The organism is Paenibacillus sp. HGF5, from assembly GCF_000204455.1.
Lineage (GTDB): Bacteria > Bacillota > Bacilli > Paenibacillales > Paenibacillaceae > Paenibacillus_AQ > Paenibacillus_AQ lautus_A.
In genome coordinates this window covers 1-16252 of sequence record NZ_AEXS01000129.1, presented here as the reverse complement: position 1 = coordinate 16252, position 16252 = coordinate 1, and the positions used below count along the sequence as shown (strand labels likewise).

16 protein-coding genes are annotated in these 16252 nt (G+C 50.3%); 15 read left to right on the top strand and 1 reads right to left on the bottom strand.

Annotated elements, in window-relative coordinates:
• Positions 1-8: 8 nt before the first annotated feature.
• The 4 genes from HMPREF9412_RS33405 (at position 9) to HMPREF9412_RS19745 (ending at position 3851) form a co-directional block, all read left to right on the top strand.
• A complete protein-coding gene (locus tag HMPREF9412_RS33405) occupies positions 9-473 on the top strand; it encodes a hypothetical protein (protein WP_009593528.1) in 465 nt (154 codons plus the stop codon).
• Positions 474-541: 68 nt separating this feature from the next.
• Complete coding sequence (locus HMPREF9412_RS19750) at positions 542-2266, top strand: cache domain-containing sensor histidine kinase (protein ID WP_009593516.1); 1725 nt, start codon at positions 542-544, stop codon at positions 2264-2266.
• The gene (locus tag HMPREF9412_RS33400; RefSeq protein ID WP_254664078.1) at positions 2263-2484 is read left to right on the top strand and encodes a response regulator; all 222 of its coding nucleotides are present in this window, start codon (positions 2263-2265) and stop codon (positions 2482-2484) included. The genes HMPREF9412_RS19750 and HMPREF9412_RS33400 overlap by 4 nt, the downstream gene beginning before the upstream one ends.
• Positions 2454-3851 carry a response regulator transcription factor gene (locus HMPREF9412_RS19745; protein ID WP_009593518.1) on the top strand — a complete coding sequence of 466 codons (1398 nt, stop codon included), beginning with the start codon at positions 2454-2456 and terminating at the stop codon, positions 3849-3851. Before HMPREF9412_RS33400 ends, HMPREF9412_RS19745 begins: the two co-directional genes overlap by 31 nt.
• Before the next feature lie 20 nt (positions 3852-3871).
• Here the strand turns inward: HMPREF9412_RS19745 and HMPREF9412_RS32985 are convergent, their stop codons facing one another.
• Positions 3872-4024, bottom strand: a complete 153-nt coding sequence (locus HMPREF9412_RS32985) for a hypothetical protein (RefSeq protein ID WP_009593491.1) — start codon at positions 4022-4024, stop codon at positions 3872-3874.
• A gap of 71 nt (positions 4025-4095) precedes the next feature.
• Between HMPREF9412_RS32985 and HMPREF9412_RS19740 the strand changes: the two genes are divergently transcribed.
• The 11 genes from HMPREF9412_RS19740 to HMPREF9412_RS19690 all read left to right on the top strand — a co-directional run.
• Positions 4096-5016, top strand: coding sequence for a carbohydrate ABC transporter permease (locus HMPREF9412_RS19740; protein ID WP_009593494.1), 921 nt, complete (start codon positions 4096-4098; stop codon positions 5014-5016).
• A gap of 18 nt (positions 5017-5034) precedes the next feature.
• Positions 5035-5871: a carbohydrate ABC transporter permease gene (locus HMPREF9412_RS19735; RefSeq protein WP_036672869.1), complete on the top strand. Its 837-nt coding sequence runs from the start codon at positions 5035-5037 to the stop codon at positions 5869-5871.
• Positions 5872-6021: 150 nt separating this feature from the next.
• Positions 6022-7404, top strand: a complete 1383-nt coding sequence (locus HMPREF9412_RS19730) for an ABC transporter substrate-binding protein (RefSeq protein ID WP_009593515.1) — start codon at positions 6022-6024, stop codon at positions 7402-7404.
• Positions 7405-7518: 114 nt separating this feature from the next.
• Positions 7519-8772, top strand: coding sequence for an alpha-L-fucosidase (locus tag HMPREF9412_RS19725; protein ID WP_009593542.1), 1254 nt, complete (start codon positions 7519-7521; stop codon positions 8770-8772).
• A gap of 34 nt (positions 8773-8806) precedes the next feature.
• On the top strand, positions 8807-10666 hold the full coding sequence (locus HMPREF9412_RS19720; RefSeq protein ID WP_009593535.1) for a glycoside hydrolase family 35 protein: 1860 nt from the start codon (positions 8807-8809) through the stop codon (positions 10664-10666).
• A 255-nt stretch (positions 10667-10921) separates the two neighbouring features.
• Positions 10922-12397 carry a spore germination protein gene (locus tag HMPREF9412_RS19715; RefSeq protein WP_009593549.1) on the top strand — a complete coding sequence of 492 codons (1476 nt, stop codon included), beginning with the start codon at positions 10922-10924 and terminating at the stop codon, positions 12395-12397.
• Between the two features lie 62 nt (positions 12398-12459).
• Positions 12460-13668 (top strand): Ger(x)C family spore germination protein, encoded by a 1209-nt coding sequence (locus tag HMPREF9412_RS19710; RefSeq protein WP_009593531.1) that lies wholly within the window; start codon positions 12460-12462, stop codon positions 13666-13668.
• Positions 13665-13886 (top strand): hypothetical protein, encoded by a 222-nt coding sequence (locus HMPREF9412_RS19705; RefSeq protein WP_009593495.1) that lies wholly within the window; start codon positions 13665-13667, stop codon positions 13884-13886. Before HMPREF9412_RS19710 ends, HMPREF9412_RS19705 begins: the two co-directional genes overlap by 4 nt.
• A 21-nt stretch (positions 13887-13907) precedes the next feature.
• Positions 13908-15002: a GerAB/ArcD/ProY family transporter gene (locus HMPREF9412_RS19700; protein WP_009593527.1), complete on the top strand. Its 1095-nt coding sequence runs from the start codon at positions 13908-13910 to the stop codon at positions 15000-15002.
• Between the two features lie 147 nt (positions 15003-15149).
• Positions 15150-15929, top strand: coding sequence for a MerR family transcriptional regulator (locus HMPREF9412_RS19695; RefSeq protein WP_009593563.1), 780 nt, complete (start codon positions 15150-15152; stop codon positions 15927-15929).
• Positions 15926-16252, top strand: a 327-nt coding sequence (locus tag HMPREF9412_RS19690) for a GAP family protein (RefSeq protein WP_009593497.1), incomplete at its 3' end; no start/stop codon positions are given. The genes HMPREF9412_RS19695 and HMPREF9412_RS19690, both read left to right, overlap by 4 nt.

Below are 16252 nucleotides of genomic sequence, written 5' to 3'. Positions count from 1 at the left end.
AAGTCCGGATGGAAGGGGAGTCTTTGATTTGCCGCACAACCACCCTTGGGGAGGCGAATCTATCCATTATCCCCGTAACTGCAGACGGCCTGCGCGGGGAAGTCGGCGAAGGCATGATTTCCAGCGAGTACAACCTGCTGGAACCGAATGCGAATGCGGCTTACTCCCGAACCGGGAAAGGATGCATCAGCATGATGCAGGTGCTGTATCCTCATCGTCCAGGCGATACGGCCTTGCCGCGAGTCCGTAAAGTGCCTGTTTATCGCCATACGGGAGAACGGGTTCATGACGGGCAAGCGGAAGCATGCGGGATTCAGCTGCCGGGTATGGAAGAAGAGTTTATTCTCGTTGTTAGTCACCGTGCGCCGTCCGGTCATTATGACTCTTATGTGGTGCAGGGCATGCAGATCTTCGGGGAGATTGTGCTGATGACCCTTCACGGCAGCAAAAAGCAAGCAACTGTCATCATTTAATGAATGCCGCCAGAACAAAGGACTGATAGAATAAAGAGGACTAGAGCACAAGAGAGGCGCAGAGAAAAATGTTCAAATTCACCTTCTACAAACGCATTCAGCTGTCTTTCCTTTTGCTGATCTTTATTCCGCTGATCGCGGTTTCTATCATTTCATTTGTTCTGATCCGAAATACGATGGTAGAGAAGCTGCAGCTCAGCAACGAGAATGTCCTGAACGTCATGACCGACGAGCTGAGCAAGACGATTGACGATGTCACGTTTGCTTCCCATTTTATCGTGAACGATACGAATGTTCGCAATATCCTGAAGTCATTTGCAGACACCAAACGGCTGGCTACTTATCAGGATTATGTGCATTTCAGACAAATACAGGACGTGTTCTCCCTGATAAATTCGAAGCCGCTGAATAATAACGTCCGCATGTACCTGGTCAACCGTCAGCACTTCGTCATCTCTTCCGGCACGGAGGATTTGACCGCAATCAACGGAAGCCTCGACAAGCTGATGGAGCGCGTCGATCTCAGTAAACCTGAAACCCTGCAATGGCTTGGGATGGCCGGCGGCGACTCGGCAGGAAACGGAAAAAGCTATTATATAGCCAGGGTCATCTATGACAGCCGCGAGAAGAGGCAAGTGTCCGTATTGCTCAGCGCCATTTCCGATACGTACTTCAACAAGCTGCTGGGTACGATCGACTTTGGCAAGGTGGCGCTCTTTGACGCTAACGGGGAATTCATCGCAGGCCATACCGGGCTGATTCCGCATCATACGGAAACCAAGGGCAGCGTCCGAACGGACAGAACCATATTGAAATCGAACTGGAAGCTGGCTTACGAGGCCTCGGAGAAAGAGTGGTCGGGGCAGATTTCCAGGACTTTTTATACCGGTCTTGCCGGTGTTCTTCTGCTGTTTCTGGTGTTCTTCGGGATGTCCATCCTGATGGCCAAGAGGCTCCACAGTCCGATTCACAAGCTGCAGCGGGTGGTCCGCCAGTTCGGGATGGGAAACCTGGATGTCAGACTGGAGGTCAAGGGCAAGGATGATATCGCCGAATTGGGGCAGACGCTGAATACGATGCTCGATCAATTGCAGCGGTTGATTCACGATATCGAACAGGAGCAGGAACAGAAGCGGGTGATGGAGCTCGAAGCCTTGTTTATGCAAATCCGCCCCCATTTTTTGATCAACACGCTGAATTCGATCAAATGCAGCCTGATCTTAACGAAGGATACGCTTCACAGCGGCATCATAGATTCCCTGATGAGTCTGCTCCGGGCTTATCTCAAGGTTAATGAGCCGGCCACTTTACGCGAGGAATGCAAGCTGCTGGGCCATTATGTCGACATTATGAAAATCCGCAACGAAATCCCGCTTCATTTAAAGGTTGACCTGGACCCGGAAACCGAGGGGCTTATTTTGCCGAAACTCATTTTGCAGCCTATCGTTGAGAATGCCATCGTCCACGGGCTTGTCGACCATCAGACTCCACGCATTGAGATCCGTTCCCGAAGCAGCCTGGACGGGATCAGGATTGAGATTACAAACAACGGTACAGGGGCCGATGAAGAACTGCTCGAATGCCTGAACCGCAGGCTGGGGCAACCAACCGAAGAGCAGGACGGAGCCTACGAGAGAGTCGGTCTGATGAACGTGGTCCAAAGACTCCGATTGACCTTCGGACCGGAAGCGAGTTTGACGCTCGCCAACCTTCCGCATGGCGGAATGTCAGTTACCCTGTACTTGCCCTTAAGTCATCATCATGGTTTTTTGCCGGAGGGAGAGGAAGAATGATGTATAGAGTAATGCTTATCGACGATGACGTTCCCATGCTCAAGGTATTGCAGCAGATGATTGACTGGGAGGCAAACAATCTGCAGATTGCCGGCAGTACGTATTCCAGCGCGAAAGCGCTGCATATGTTTGATGAAGTGAGGCCGGACATCGTCATTACGGATATCGGGCTGCCGCAAAAAACGGCATGGAGCTGGCAGAACATTTTATTCGCGTGAAGCGGGAGGTTCGGATTATCTTCCTGACCTGCCATGAAGATTTTCATTATGCCCAGCAAGCCGTAAAACTGCAAGCAGACGACTATCTGATCAAAGATCAGCTGACGGCCGAGCAGCTGGAACAGAGCCTTGGCAAATCCGTGCACTTATTAAAGACGCGGGCCGGTCTGATTCATCGCGAGGCGGCGAGTTACAACAGCCAGCTCTTTCGGCAGGATTTGCTGCAAAGGGTAATCAACGGCTCGCCTTCCGAGTCCACTTTGGCTTATGCGGGGCAGATCGGCATCTCCTGGACGTATCCGTGGTTTATGCTGGGACTGGTCAGCATTCGGCTCTCCAGCTTTGACCAGCGTTTCAGAAAAACGGAGCTGCCGCTGATTTTATACGCAGTCTATAATATCGCGATGGAATTGTCGGAATCGTTTGAAGGCATTACGCCGTTCATGGAACAGGGGAACATTGTGATTCTGCATAACTTCAGGGTGAATCTCGCACAGAATGCCAGCTTGCATCTGCACAATTATTTGCAGCAGCTGCGATATCAATGCGTCCACTTTCTCAAAATTCAACCGAACGCCATCGCGGTTACGGACAAAATGGAATTAAGCTCGATCGGCTCCGTCTATCAGGAAATTCTGCACGGCAGGTGCGAATTTTACGAAAATACCGATGATACGATAACCGAGGTTTCTCAAATCCGAACAAGGTGGTTCCAATCCGCGCCTCAAGGGTTTCTTGACGGCTACGTATCCGAGCTGGAACGAACACTCATCAAGCAGGATCTAAACGGTATACGGAGCACGCTCCAGAAGATCGCCGGTACTGCAAAAGAACTGTCTATTGATCCGGGCGACTTTGCCAGGGATTTGTCCTCCATGCTTCGCGGCATCGAATTGATGATGTCCAGTCTCAAATTCGATGAAGATCTATTCGCCTATCTTGCTTTAGCCCGCACCTTGGAGGATATGATGGAACTGGTGGAGAGAAAGCTGACCCAGATGACGGGAACCCGGCAAACGGGGGCGGGAAACCACGCTCATGAGCCGAAGCTTCAGGTGATCCAGCAGTATATCGATCAGCATCTTGATGATAACATCACGTCGATCGACATGGCACGCTATCTGTTTTTGAATCCGAGCTATTTTTCGCGATATTTCAAACGGATGACGGGGCTGACCTTCACGGATTACGTGCATCAATACAAAATGAAGATGGCCACCAAAATGCTCAGAATGTCCGGGCAAAATCTGGAGTCGTTGGCCATGGGCTTAGGTTATTCGGACCGGACGTATTTTTCTAAAGTGTTTAAAAAATACGTGGGAACCACGCCGAGCGAATATAAAGCGAAGTACACCGCACGAAAATAAGTGGACCGTTACCACTTCATTCACTTATACAGCAGCATGCCGCCCGGCAAGGGCGGCTTTTTAAAGTTTTCAGCAAAGCACAAGCCATAAATGTATTTGGAATAAGCATTCGAAGCATAGGCTCCACTTTGTGGGGCTTCTTTTAGGTCAAAATCTTGCACATGGCTGGTCATAATCCCTCCTTCTTGCCGATGGCGGATGTATTACTATAATGACAACTTACAAATTGTCGAGGTGATGCTGCATGGAGGCTGTACAACAACCAGTGCCCAAGAGCCGGCGGAAGTTTTGGACTCCCAAGCGGAAAGAGGCTTTGATCGGGTGGCTGTTTCTGGCCCCGGAAATCGTCGGGATGCTGCTATTAAACGTGTTTGCTCTTGGATTTTCTTTGTATTTGAGTTTATCCGATTGGGATATGCTGTCGGGTGTGCAGGGGATCGAGTTTACCGGATTTGATAACTACATCAAGATGTTCCATGATCCGACCATTATTCAAGCGATAAAGAACAATTTGATCTATATGGTTCTTACGGTGCCGATCCCGATTGCCATCGCTCTTGTGCTTTCGGTTTTGATTCATAACAGCGTGTTCTTCAAGAGTTACTTTAAAGTCGCGTTTTTCATTCCTTATATCTCTTCGATTATCGCGGTTGCTGCGGTGTGGAGCGCATTATTCCACCCATCGCTGGGTCCAATCAACCAGTTTCTGATGGATCTCGGGATCAGCAATCCGCCGAAATGGCTGGTCGATCCGAAAACGTCGCTCTTGGCGATTTCGATTATCAGTTCCTGGGCGGGCTTGGGCTACACGATCATTATCTATATGGCCGGGCTTACGAACATTTCGAATGAAATTTACGAAGCGGCGGATATTGACGGTGCCAGTGCAATTAAAAAGTTTTTTGCCATCACGGTTCCGATGCTCCGTCCAACAACCTTCTTCCTGTTGATTACGATGTTGATTGGCTCGTTTAAAGTGTTTGACATCATTGCCTTTTTAACGGAAGGCGGCCCGAACAATTCTTCTACCGTGCTTGTATTCCGCATCTATGAGGAAGGCTTTCAATATTACAATATGGGATACGCTTCGGCCATTTCCTGGCTGCTGTTCGCGATTATCGGTCTGATTACCGCGCTCACCTGGAAAATGAGAAATGAAGAATAAGGAGGGAGAGGAATGTACATGCAGCTGCTTCGAAAAAACGCGTCCAAAGTGGTAGTCACCTTTATCATGGGGGCATTGTCCATTGTGTTTCTCGTTCCGCTCATCTGGATGATTTCCGCGGCTTTTAAATATGAGAAGGATGTTATGCGATTCCCGATTCAATGGATACCGGAAAAGGTGAATCTGGCGTACAATTTCAAGATGGTCTGGATGGGAAGAGTTCCCTTCTATGATTTCTATTTTAATTCTTTTAAAATAGCGATTATTACGACCCTAATCACCCTGATTATCTCATCCATGGCAGGTTATGCGTTAACGAAGATTCGATTCAAGGGACGGAATCTTGTTTTTATGGCCTTGCTCTCGTTCATGATCATTCCGGATCAGGCAACGCTCATTCCGCGGTTTCTGCTCATTCGCTGGTTTGGACTCTACAATACGCATGAGGCCATCATCTTCATGAGCATGTTTTCGATTTACTTTACGTTCCTGCTGCGTCAATTTATGAACGGGATCAGCGATGAATACTTGGAAGCGGCCAGAATTGACGGAGCGGGTCATCTGCGGACATTTGCTTCCATTATGGTTCCGCTGTGCAAGCCTGTGCTGGCTACGGTGGCGATTATTAAATTCATATGGACGTGGAACGATTACCAGAATCCACTCATCTTCTTGCTGGACAAGGACTTATACACGATTCCGCTGGGGATGACGCTGTTCCGTGATGACTACACCAACAACTATGCCATTATGATGATGGCGTCAGTCTCGGCAATCATTCCGCTGGTCATTGTGTTCATCGCATTGCAAAAGCAGGTTATAAACGGCATTGCTTTGGGCGGGGTAAAAGGTTGATACGAAGTCTAAAGTCAAAATTCAGAAGTTCGGAAAGTCAAAAATGTAATCCTAGAACCTCAAAATTGTGCACTTGATCGGCCATGCTGGTGCCTATAATGAACATGAAAACAGCACCACAACTAATTTATCTGTGCAGGGGGAAGTAAGATGAAGAAAAAAAGTAAACACAGATTATCCGTCATTCTTAGCACGATCCTGGCGAGCACCCTGGTATTAAGCGGCTGCGGGAAATCCGGGTCAGAAAGCGGTGCCAGCACGAACGGTGGGAGCGGTCAGACGGACAAACAGGTTACCGTTAAGTATTACAACTGGGATAACGAAGCTCAACAAGCGGGTACGGACGCCATGCTCCAGGAATTTATGGATCAGAATCCGAATATCAAGGTCGAGCATGTGGTTCTGGTTCCCGGCGATTCCGTTGAAATGTTGAAAAAGCTGGATTTCCTGATCTCATCCGGTGAAGCGATCGATGTTATTCAATTCCCAAGCTTGGGCGGAGTTCTCGAACGGGCCTCACGCGGAGCCCTTGCTCCCCTGAACGAGTTCTATGAGCAGGAGAGTCTCGTTCCGGAAGACGAATACTTTGTCAATGCCAAGCTAGAGGACAAGTATTATGGCATGCAGTACACCAAGAGCACAAACTATGTGATGCTCAACAAGGATGCCCTGGATGAAGCGGGACTTGAGGTTCCGAAATTCGGCTGGACTTGGGATGATTACCGCGACTATTCCAAAAAGCTGACCAAGGGCGAAGGCGTTGACAAGCGTTACGGTTCTTACTTCCATACATGGGAGCTTTATATGAACGCTCCGGCGCAAACCATGATGAAGGACCCGTTCGTATATGAGGACGGAACGACCATTCTGGCAGATCCGACCTACAAATACTTCTTCCAGCTCCGCAAAGATATGGAGGAGACGGATAAGTCGGCCAAACCTTACAGTGACGTGCTTGCCGCGAAGCTGAACTACCGTACTGAATTTTTTAATGAAGAAGCTGCTATGATTCTTACAGGTAACTTTACGGTAGCGGATCCAGGCAATACCGAGCAATATCCGCATGATTTCAAAACAGCTTTCGCTCCTGTACCTGTGCCTCCTGCAGGATCGGAACCGAAAGAGTATGAAGGAAAATATTTCACCAGCGGCAATATGCTGGCGCTGGGTGCCAATTCCACGAACAAGGAAGCATCCTTCAAGCTTATGAGATTCATGACAACGGCCGATTCCGACAACAGACTCGAGTTCTCTGGCTACAAGAAAGCGAATAACGAAGAACTGTTGACAAAGCTGGTTGCCGGTAAAGAGGATAAGTACGATATGGAGTCGTTGAAATATACGCTGTTCAGCGATGAAATCCAGTATCTGGATGCAGCTAAGATCATGATGACGGATACTTCGGAATTGACCAAGATCATTAATGACGGCTTTGCGAAGTTCATGCTCAGCAACGAGCCGATTGATGAGGTTCAACAATGGATGGTCGATGAAGCCACCAAAATCATTAACGAAAAAGGCGTTGTCAAGTAACGGGGCAATGCACGAGGTATAAGAATCCTGGTAGGAAGCGGGTTTCGGGGGGGCCATTTAACGGGCTTCCCCAAAGCCCTTTTTTTACGACTGGTGAGAGTTGGAGGGGAAGTTATGTCCATATCAAGAAATATTAAGGACCAGCTTGTTGTTCCTTCGCCGGAGCAGCTAGCCTGGCAGGACCTGGAGCTCGGGATGTTCTGTCATTTCGGTATCAATACGTTCTGCGACCAGGAATGGGGGGAAGGCAAGGATGCTCCGTCTTTGTTTAATCCCGACCGCCTGGATGCCAAACAGTGGGTCCGATCCGCGAAGGAAGCCGGATTCCGTTATTTCATATTGACGGCCAAGCACCATGACGGCTTTTGCCTATGGCCAACGGCAACGACAGACTACTCCGTAGCCTCGAGTCCGTGGAGGGAAGGCCGGGGCGATGTCGTTAAAGAATGCGCGGATGCATGCCGGGAAGAGGGCATCGGCTTCGGTATTTATGTATCCCCTTGGGACAGGCACGAGCCGAGTTATGCCGACCCGCAACAGTATGATGACTTTTACTGCAGGCAATTGGAGGAACTCTTATCGGGCTATGGCCCGCTAGTGGAAATTTGGTTTGACGGCGCGGGGTCGGAAGGCCGCGAATATGACTGGCCTCGAATCATGGAACTGGTCAAACGATATCAGCCCCGTGCCATGATCTTTAACATGGGGGCTCCTACGATACGTTGGGTCGGCAATGAGGATGGCGTGGCGCCGTATCCTTGCTGGAACACGGCCGATTCTTCGCGGGGCAGCATGTTCAGTGAGGAATCGTTGAAATGGCTGCCCGAGACGCCGGGCTGGGTGCCCGCGGAATGCGATGTTCCGATTCGAAAAGACCGCTGGTTCTGGCATCCGGACGAAGAACACTTGCTGTTGTCCGTGGATCAGTTAATGGACATCTACTATCGATCGGTCGGACATGGGGCGACCTTGCTGCTCAACGTCGCGCCTGACCATCATGGCCTGCTTCCGGAAGCCGATGTACGACGTCTTCTGGAATTCGGCAGAGAGATCCAGTCTCGATTTGGTCATTCCCTTGCCGAAGGCTCGGGATCGGGGGAGATCGCCCAGTTGACCCTTCCCCGGTCATGCGTGATCGATCATGCCGTGGTCATGGAGGATATTGCTTACGGGGAACGGGTAAGCCAATATGTGCTGGAAGCCTTCGTCGATGGAGAGTGGCTTGAGCTTACACGCGGCAGCGCGATCGGACACAAGAAAATCGATGCCTTCACTCCGGTAGCTGCCGACAAGGTGCGTTTACGGGTCCTGAAATCGGCGGCAAGCCCGAGAATCAAAAACATGGCGGTTTATCATTGCGGGCAATAATCCTTAATTTTTACATGAGGTGGAGGGAAGCTGAATGGGAATGCTGACATGGGGAAACGGACAATACTTGTTGGACGGACAGCCGTACCGGATCATATCGGGAGCGATTCACTATTTTCGTGTCGTCCCTGAATATTGGGAGGACCGGCTATTAAAATTAAAGGCCTGCGGCTTTAATACCGTTGAAACTTATATCGCATGGAATGTGCACGAACCCCAGGAGGGGAAATTTAGCTTTAGCGGTATGGCAGACGTCGCATCGTTTATCGAATTGGCCGGGAAACTGGGCCTGCACGTCATCGTCAGACCCAGCCCGTTCATCTGTGCGGAATGGGAATTTGGAGGGTTGCCGGGCTGGCTGCTTGGTTATGGAGAAATACGGCTTCGCTGCAGTGACCCGCTCTATTTGAGCAAGGTGGATCATTATTACGATGAGCTGATCCCAAGACTGGTTCCGCTGCTATCTTCTAACGGAGGGCCGATTCTGGCCGTTCAGGTCGAGAATGAATACGGCAGTTACGGCAACGATCACGCTTATCTGGATTATTTGCGTGCAGGACTGGTACGGCGAGGCATCGATGTGCTTCTCTTTACCTCCGACGGGCCAACCGACGAAATGCTGCTCGGCGGGACGCTGAACGATGTGCACGCAACTGTGAATTTTGGTTCCCGGGTTGAAGAATCCTTCCGCAAATACCGGGAATATCGTACGGAAGAGCCGCTGATGGTGATGGAGTTTTGGAACGGCTGGTTTGATCACTGGATGGAGGACCATCACGTGCGGGATGCCGCGGATGTCGCCGGCGTACTGGATGAAATGCTGGAGAAGGGCTCCTCGATGAATATGTACATGTTCCACGGGGGGACCAATTTCGGCTTTTACAGTGGAGCGAATCACATCCAGACCTATGAGCCTACGACGACAAGCTACGATTATGATGCCCCTTTAACGGAATGGGGGGATAAAACGGAGAAATACGAGGCGGTCCGGAGGGTGCTCAGCAAGCATGGGTTTCCGCCGGGTTGTACCTTCCCTGAGCCCGTTCCAAAAGCAGCCTACGGTAAGGTTGCGATGTCTGAAACGGCCGGCCTGTTTACGGAATCCAATCTCCAGCAATTATCAGAGCCGATAAAAAGCGTATGCATTCAGCCGATGGAAAAATACGGACAGTCCTATGGTTTTATCATGTACAGCACATTTATCCAGGGACCGCGGCACGGTCAGCAGCTGCATATTCAGGAGGTTCGTGATCGCGCCCAGGTATTCCTGGACGGTCGTCCGCTTGGGGTCGTCGAACGCTGGAATTCAAAGCCGCTCGATATTACAGTACCCGCAGACGGTGCAAGGCTGGATATTCTCGTGGAGAATATGGGCCGGATCAATTATGGGCCGCTGATCCACGATCCCAAGGGAATCACGGAAGGCGTGAGAATCGATAACCAGTTCCTGTACGACTGGACGATCCGGACCCTGCCGCTCGAGCCCGAGAAACTGTCATCGCTCTCTTATACGCCGGTTACGCAGGAAGAGCAGGCGTTACAAGAAGAACCGTGCAAGCCGGAGAGGGACAACGCGGGTCTGCCAGGGTTTTACCGTGGATGCTTCGAGGTGGAGGAGATCGGGGATACGTTTCTTCGCTTTGATGGCTGGACGAAGGGCGTCGCCTGGATCAATGGCTTCAATCTCGGCCGGTACTGGAATGCGGGACCGCAGAAGGCGCTATATATTCCCGGCCCTTTACTGCGCAAAGGGGAAAACGAGCTGGTTCTTTTTGAACTGCACGGCCGTCCCGAATGCTGCGAAGCAGAACTGTCAGATCAACCGGACCTTGGACAGACCGCGGCAGTGGACGAAGCTGTGCTCAATTTCGTTCAGGACGTAGAAGACAAGTAGCTCTTAGCGATAGGATATTTTTCAATTCATCGTGTTAAAAAAAGCTCGGCCAGAGAGAATCTCTGGCCGGGCTTTTTTTGTTAGAGGTGCCCTGGAACAGGAAGCCAATGTCACAAATGTATACCGCTTTTATGTCAGAATGCTTAAAAAGCATAATATATCCAACTCCGGGAACAGTAGAGGAAAAGAAAACTGAAGGTAACTTAAATTCCTTGTAGGGCAAAGCTGGCCGTGTAGGCACGAGGAGTCGTTTCCATGATGATGAAGAACTTAACGCCGGGCGAAGCCCCGCAAGAAAATTTGCCGGCATCCCTGACGCAATTTATTGACGATATGAAGAGCCGCTTCGGACAAAGCGGAGATATTATTTACCGCGAGCTTCAACTAGGCGCCATACCCTCGGTAATGGTCTATATTGAGGGGATGGGAGATCCCCGTTATCTAATCGAAGCGATTCATGCCGATATGCCGCTGTTCATGAATCTCCCCGACCAGCGTCCGGAAGAACGGATGAAAATGCTGCAGGAACTGACGATCACGATGGGAAAAGTAGGAGAAGCCCGGTCCTTTCAAGAGGTTGAAAAGAAATTGCTCTCCGGCAATACGATCATCTTCATGGATGGAACCGCCACCTCCCTGTATGTGGGGACGGAAACGCTGAAACAGCGGGGAGTGGAGGAAGCCAGCTCGCAATCCGTGGTAAGAGGTCCGAGGGAAGGCTTTACCGAGTCGCTTCGAGAGAATACGGCTTTGGTCCGGCGAAGAATTCAAAGTCCTAAACTGCGCTTGGAAGAGAGAACCGTCGGCGAGCACACAAATACGCAGCTGGCCGTGATGTACATGGAAGGATTATGCGATGTCGATGTACTGAACGAGCTGCGCAGAAGACTGGATGGAATCAAGCTGGACAGCGTCCTGGAGAGCAATTACATCGAGGAGATGATTCAGGATCATCGCTATAGCCCTTTTCCTACGGTATATAATTCAGAACGGCCCGACGTCATTGCATCTGCTGTATTGGAAGGGCGCATTGCTATTTTCTTAGAAGGAACGCCCTTTGTTCTGGTGGTTCCCGCCCTGTTCGTCCAGCTGTTTCAATCAAGCGAGGACTATTACCAGCGGTGGGATTTTGCCAGCTTGGTTCGACTGCTTCGATACTTGTGCTTCGGAATAGCGCTCCTTACTCCCTCCCTGTATATTGCGATTACCACGTTCCATCAGGAAATGCTGCCAACCAACCTGTTGACCAGCTTAATCGGACAGCGGGAAGGGGTTCCCTTCCCTGCATTCATCGAAGCGCTGATCATGGAGATTACGTTCGAGATTCTGCGCGAGGCGGGCATTCGGCTGCCTAAATCGATCGGCCAATCCGTCTCCATCGTAGGCACGCTGGTCATCGGTCAAGCCGCCGTGGAAGCGGGTCTCGTATCGGCCGCGATGGTGATCGTTGTGTCCATGACGGCGATTGCGAATTTTGCCCTGCCGGCTTTCAATATCGGAATCTCGGTTCGGATCTTGCGATTCGGGCTCATGGGAATCGCTGCGTCATTCGGATTGTACGGCATGATAATCGGCATGATCATCATCGGCCTCCACCTATGCAGCCTCCAGTCCATGGGGGTTCCGTATATGACCTCATTCGCCCCCATAAGATGGCGGAGTCAAAAGGATGCCTTGTTGCGATTGTCCCGCCACAGCATGAAAAAATACTTGACCAAATCCAAGACATAAGCCAACAAATAACGAGGACTTGAATTCGAAGTCTCTATTTCATGCAGAGGGGACTGGTTATCGTGTTGGAAAGAAAAATACTTTCAGTCCTGCTCATATTATGCTTGACCTTCACCCCTGGATGCTGGAGCAGAAAAGAACTGAATGAGCTGGCCGTCGTCATGGCGCTTGGCATCGACACCCATGAGAATGGGTATGCCATTACTGCTCAGGTGCTTAATTCCGCCGAGGCCGGCTCCAAAAAAGGCGGATCGATGGGCAGTCTTCCTGCCGTGACCTATAAGTCCGTCGGCAAAACCATACCCGACGCCCTGCAGCGCATGTTGAGCATGGCCCCCCGGATGCCGTATCTGTCCCACGTTCGCGTGTTGGTATTCGGTGAGGATCTGGCCAGGTCAGGGCTCAGCGATGTCCTCGATTATATCTCCCGGAATCATCAGCTTCGAACGGATTTCTTTATGCTCGTCGCCAAGAATGGAAAAGCTGCGGAGATTCTAGAGGTCGTTACGCCATTCGAATATGTTCCGGCGAATTCGCTCTATACCTCCATTCTGATCTCGGAAAAAAAATGGGCGGCGACGGGGAAAGTCACATTGCAGCAGTTCGTGACGGAGCTAAAGCGCAGCGGGTCAGACCCGGTGTTATCCGGAGTACAATTAAGCGGCAGTTTAGCCGAAGGCCAGACCATGGAGAACGTGAAGCAAATCAATCCTTCCACGCTTCTTCAGCATACGGGGCTCGGCGTATTCAAGGGGGACCGGTTGGTCGGATGGCTGGGGGAACCTCCCAGCAAGGCCGTCAATTATGTCCTGAATAGAGTCGACACCACGACGGGATTCATTGTATGTCCGGACGATGGTATTGTCGGATTCGCCGTGAACCGGGCGGACACAACGCTGGACGTTAAGCTCAATGCGGATGGAACCCCCGCTTTTTCAGCCGAATTGGAGATCGAGGCCGACGTGAATGCCGTTCAATGCGCGATTGATATCAGTCAACCTGCCGTTATCGACGAATTGGAGAAGGACATCGAGGATAAATATAACGCTAATATTCGGAAGCACATCGGGCTGGTCCAGCAGCGTTATGGAGCCGACGTTTTTGGATTCGGCGAGGTTCTGCACCGTAAATATCCGGACGTTTGGAAAAAATACCGGGATCATTGGGGGGAAAGCTTTAAAACGATGAGTATCCGGGTGGACACCGACGTAGCGATCCGCCGGATCGGATCCATCATACAACCCTTAAACCAAAAGGTGGATGAGCCGTGAATTGGCATTGGTTATTCATATTCTTTCTAACCGTCGTTCTCGTTACGGAAACCCGTCATCTTCTGAAGCTGCGCTCCATCAGGGACATCATCGTATTCTATGCGGTATGGGGAGTAACCTTGCTGGCTTTGATCGGAGATATGATGGAGGTGCCTTATTTAAGGCCGCTGGACTGGATCGGCGCCTTGGTGCAGCCCCTGAGCGGATTGATCTCATAATGAGGAAAGGTTTGGTAATACGTGATCAAATACAAGGATATCGCACCACGGCAATTTTATATACTGGCCTTCGGTTTGACCATCGGTACCTCGATTCTGGTTACGCCTTCCGGATTAGCGCATACCGCCCGGGAAGATGCGTGGATGGCCTCTCTCTTCAGTTTGCTCATTAACCTCCTCATGGTCGTGCTGTATATAGCCATTGCGCGTCTCTATCCCGGCCAATCGATCTTCGAGATACACGAAAAGGTGCTAGGGAAGCTGCTGGGCAAACTCTTCTCGCTGATCTATTTGTTTTATTTTTTGATTCTTACAGGTACTTTACTTGGCAACCTGGGCTTTTTTCTGAGCAGTGAAATGATGCCGGAGACCCCGATCGAGGCCATTCAAATCTTGTTCTTAATAGCGGCCGTCATGTGCGCCAGAATGGGCATCATTCTGTTGGCCCGCGTCGGTGAATTGATGTTTCCGTGGATCGTATTTCTGTTTATGGTCCTTGTCCTCTCGCTTATACCCCAGATCGATTGGAACCATATCAAGCCGATGCTGGAGGAAGGCTGGATGCCCGTGGCTAAGGCCGGATTCCATTCTTCCATGTTCCAGGAGCTGATTGTGTTAATGGTATTCCTGCCCTTGGTCAAAGGAGAGAAGGAAGGGGAGAGGGCATTGATGCGGGGAGCCGCTTCAGGCGGGCTCGTCCTTAGCATTGCCGTCCTGCTCAGCGTGCTGATTTTGGGGATTGAACAGACGGAGAACAGCACGTTTCCGGCATATGCACTTGCGAAGACGATTAATTTAGGAAATTTCTTTCAACGTGTCGAAGGCATATTGATTACGCTGTGGATCCTGACTTTTTTTATCAAGATTTCTCTGCTGTATCTTTCGATTCTTCAAGGCATGAAAACCGTGTTCGGTCTGAAGGACCAGAATTCGTTAATTTATCCGTTGTCCGTGCTGTTTGTCGTCGTGGCCTGGAATACATACATCAACACCGTTTATGTCGCCGATATCATTCAGAACGTGTGGTCAAGCTATGCGCTCCTCCACTTGATCGTGATTCCCATCGTCCTCTATCTGGTCGGGATAACGCGAACGAAAATCCTCAGCTTGAAATGAAACCAGCATGGTATGGAAAAAGCCCGAAAGCCGGGGCTTTTTTTTGTTTTATATGTGCATGGACATGATTTTCTTCGAAAATGACTTGAAAGTGACGTTGCGTCATCTTGTATAGTGGAGTTACCGGAGAACTTAAGAAAGCAGGTGATGAAATCGATTCCCATTCAAGAATTGTCCAAACAGACGGGCATTACGGTAAGAACGCTTCGCTATTATGATCAGATCGGCCTGCTGATTCCGGCAGCCAAGACTCCTGGTAAACACCGGATATACAGCGAGGAGGAGCTAAAGAAGCTGCAGCAAATTCAGTTTCTGAAAAAGCTGGGCTTCAGCTTGCAGGAAATTTCGGATATGATTTCGAACCCGGAATGGAACTGGTCATCCAGTTTGATGAATCAGTTGGACTTCGTGAAGAATGAACAAAACAAGCTGAACCAAATGGAATCCGCGCTCCGCGCCGTCCTGCATAGCATTGCCGTGGAAGGGGAGACAAGCTGGGATGTGATTCAGAAGCTGATCCATCTCTCAGGAAGAGACCCCTCATTAAAGCATGCGTTCCGACAACAAATGTTTGAGAGGCGCGAAGAAGAGCTGCTGGACCTCCTCCCGAATATGAACAGCACAGATCCGGATTCGCTAGAATGGATCGCTCTGCTGGGACAGCTTAAAAAGCGTATGGAGAACGGACCCGGTTCTCCTGAAGTACAGAGGATCATCAGACGCATGGATGAAAAACGCCGGGAGCATTTTGAAGGCGAAGACCCCTTCGTGGATAAATTGTGGGAGATTCGCAAATCTCCTTCGCAGTCCGAGCAGATGGGCTTGTACCCCATTGAGGAAGAGCTTCTTCAGTTTATGGAGCTGGCATTTAATATCTATGCTAGAGGAGTGGAAGAAAAACTAGACGAAGAGGGGGAGACATCATGACAACGGAACTGCTGCTCTCCGTAGGTGCGTTGTCGCTCCTGGATACCTTGAGCCCCGCCACGCTCGGCGTAACGGTCTATTTGCTGTTGACGGAGCGGGATCGGTTGATCACCCGATTATTGGTCTATTTGTTCACGGTGGCAGGCTTTTATTTCTTGGTTGGTGCCGCACTGATGCTCGGTTTGGATGCTGTTCTTCAGAGCGTAACAGGCATATTTCAGAATCGAACGGTAAGCTGGGTTATGGCTGTTACCGGCGGCGTTTTGTTTGCTGCCAGTTTTTTTGTCCCGACGAAAAAGACGACGGAACCGCGACGTCCAAGA

Bases quoted from the DNA above. Each gene is read 5' to 3' on its own strand.
- HMPREF9412_RS33405 (WP_009593528.1), top strand. From the start codon at position 9: ATGGAAGGGGAGTCTTTGATTTGCCGCACAACCACCCTTGGGGAGGCG.
- HMPREF9412_RS19750 (WP_009593516.1), top strand. From the start codon at position 542: ATGTTCAAATTCACCTTCTACAAACGCATTCAGCTGTCTTTCCTTTTG.
- HMPREF9412_RS33400 (WP_254664078.1), top strand. From the start codon at position 2,263: ATGATGTATAGAGTAATGCTTATCGACGATGACGTTCCCATGCTCAAG.
- HMPREF9412_RS19745 (WP_009593518.1), top strand. From the start codon at position 2,454: ATGGAGCTGGCAGAACATTTTATTCGCGTGAAGCGGGAGGTTCGGATT.
- HMPREF9412_RS32985 (WP_009593491.1), bottom strand. From the start codon at position 4,024: ATGACCAGCCATGTGCAAGATTTTGACCTAAAAGAAGCCCCACAAAGT.
- HMPREF9412_RS19740 (WP_009593494.1), top strand. From the start codon at position 4,096: ATGGAGGCTGTACAACAACCAGTGCCCAAGAGCCGGCGGAAGTTTTGG.
- HMPREF9412_RS19735 (WP_036672869.1), top strand. From the start codon at position 5,035: ATGCAGCTGCTTCGAAAAAACGCGTCCAAAGTGGTAGTCACCTTTATC.
- HMPREF9412_RS19730 (WP_009593515.1), top strand. From the start codon at position 6,022: ATGAAGAAAAAAAGTAAACACAGATTATCCGTCATTCTTAGCACGATC.
- HMPREF9412_RS19725 (WP_009593542.1), top strand. From the start codon at position 7,519: ATGTCCATATCAAGAAATATTAAGGACCAGCTTGTTGTTCCTTCGCCG.
- HMPREF9412_RS19720 (WP_009593535.1), top strand. From the start codon at position 8,807: ATGGGAATGCTGACATGGGGAAACGGACAATACTTGTTGGACGGACAG.
- HMPREF9412_RS19715 (WP_009593549.1), top strand. From the start codon at position 10,922: ATGATGATGAAGAACTTAACGCCGGGCGAAGCCCCGCAAGAAAATTTG.
- HMPREF9412_RS19695 (WP_009593563.1), top strand. From the start codon at position 15,150: ATGAAATCGATTCCCATTCAAGAATTGTCCAAACAGACGGGCATTACG.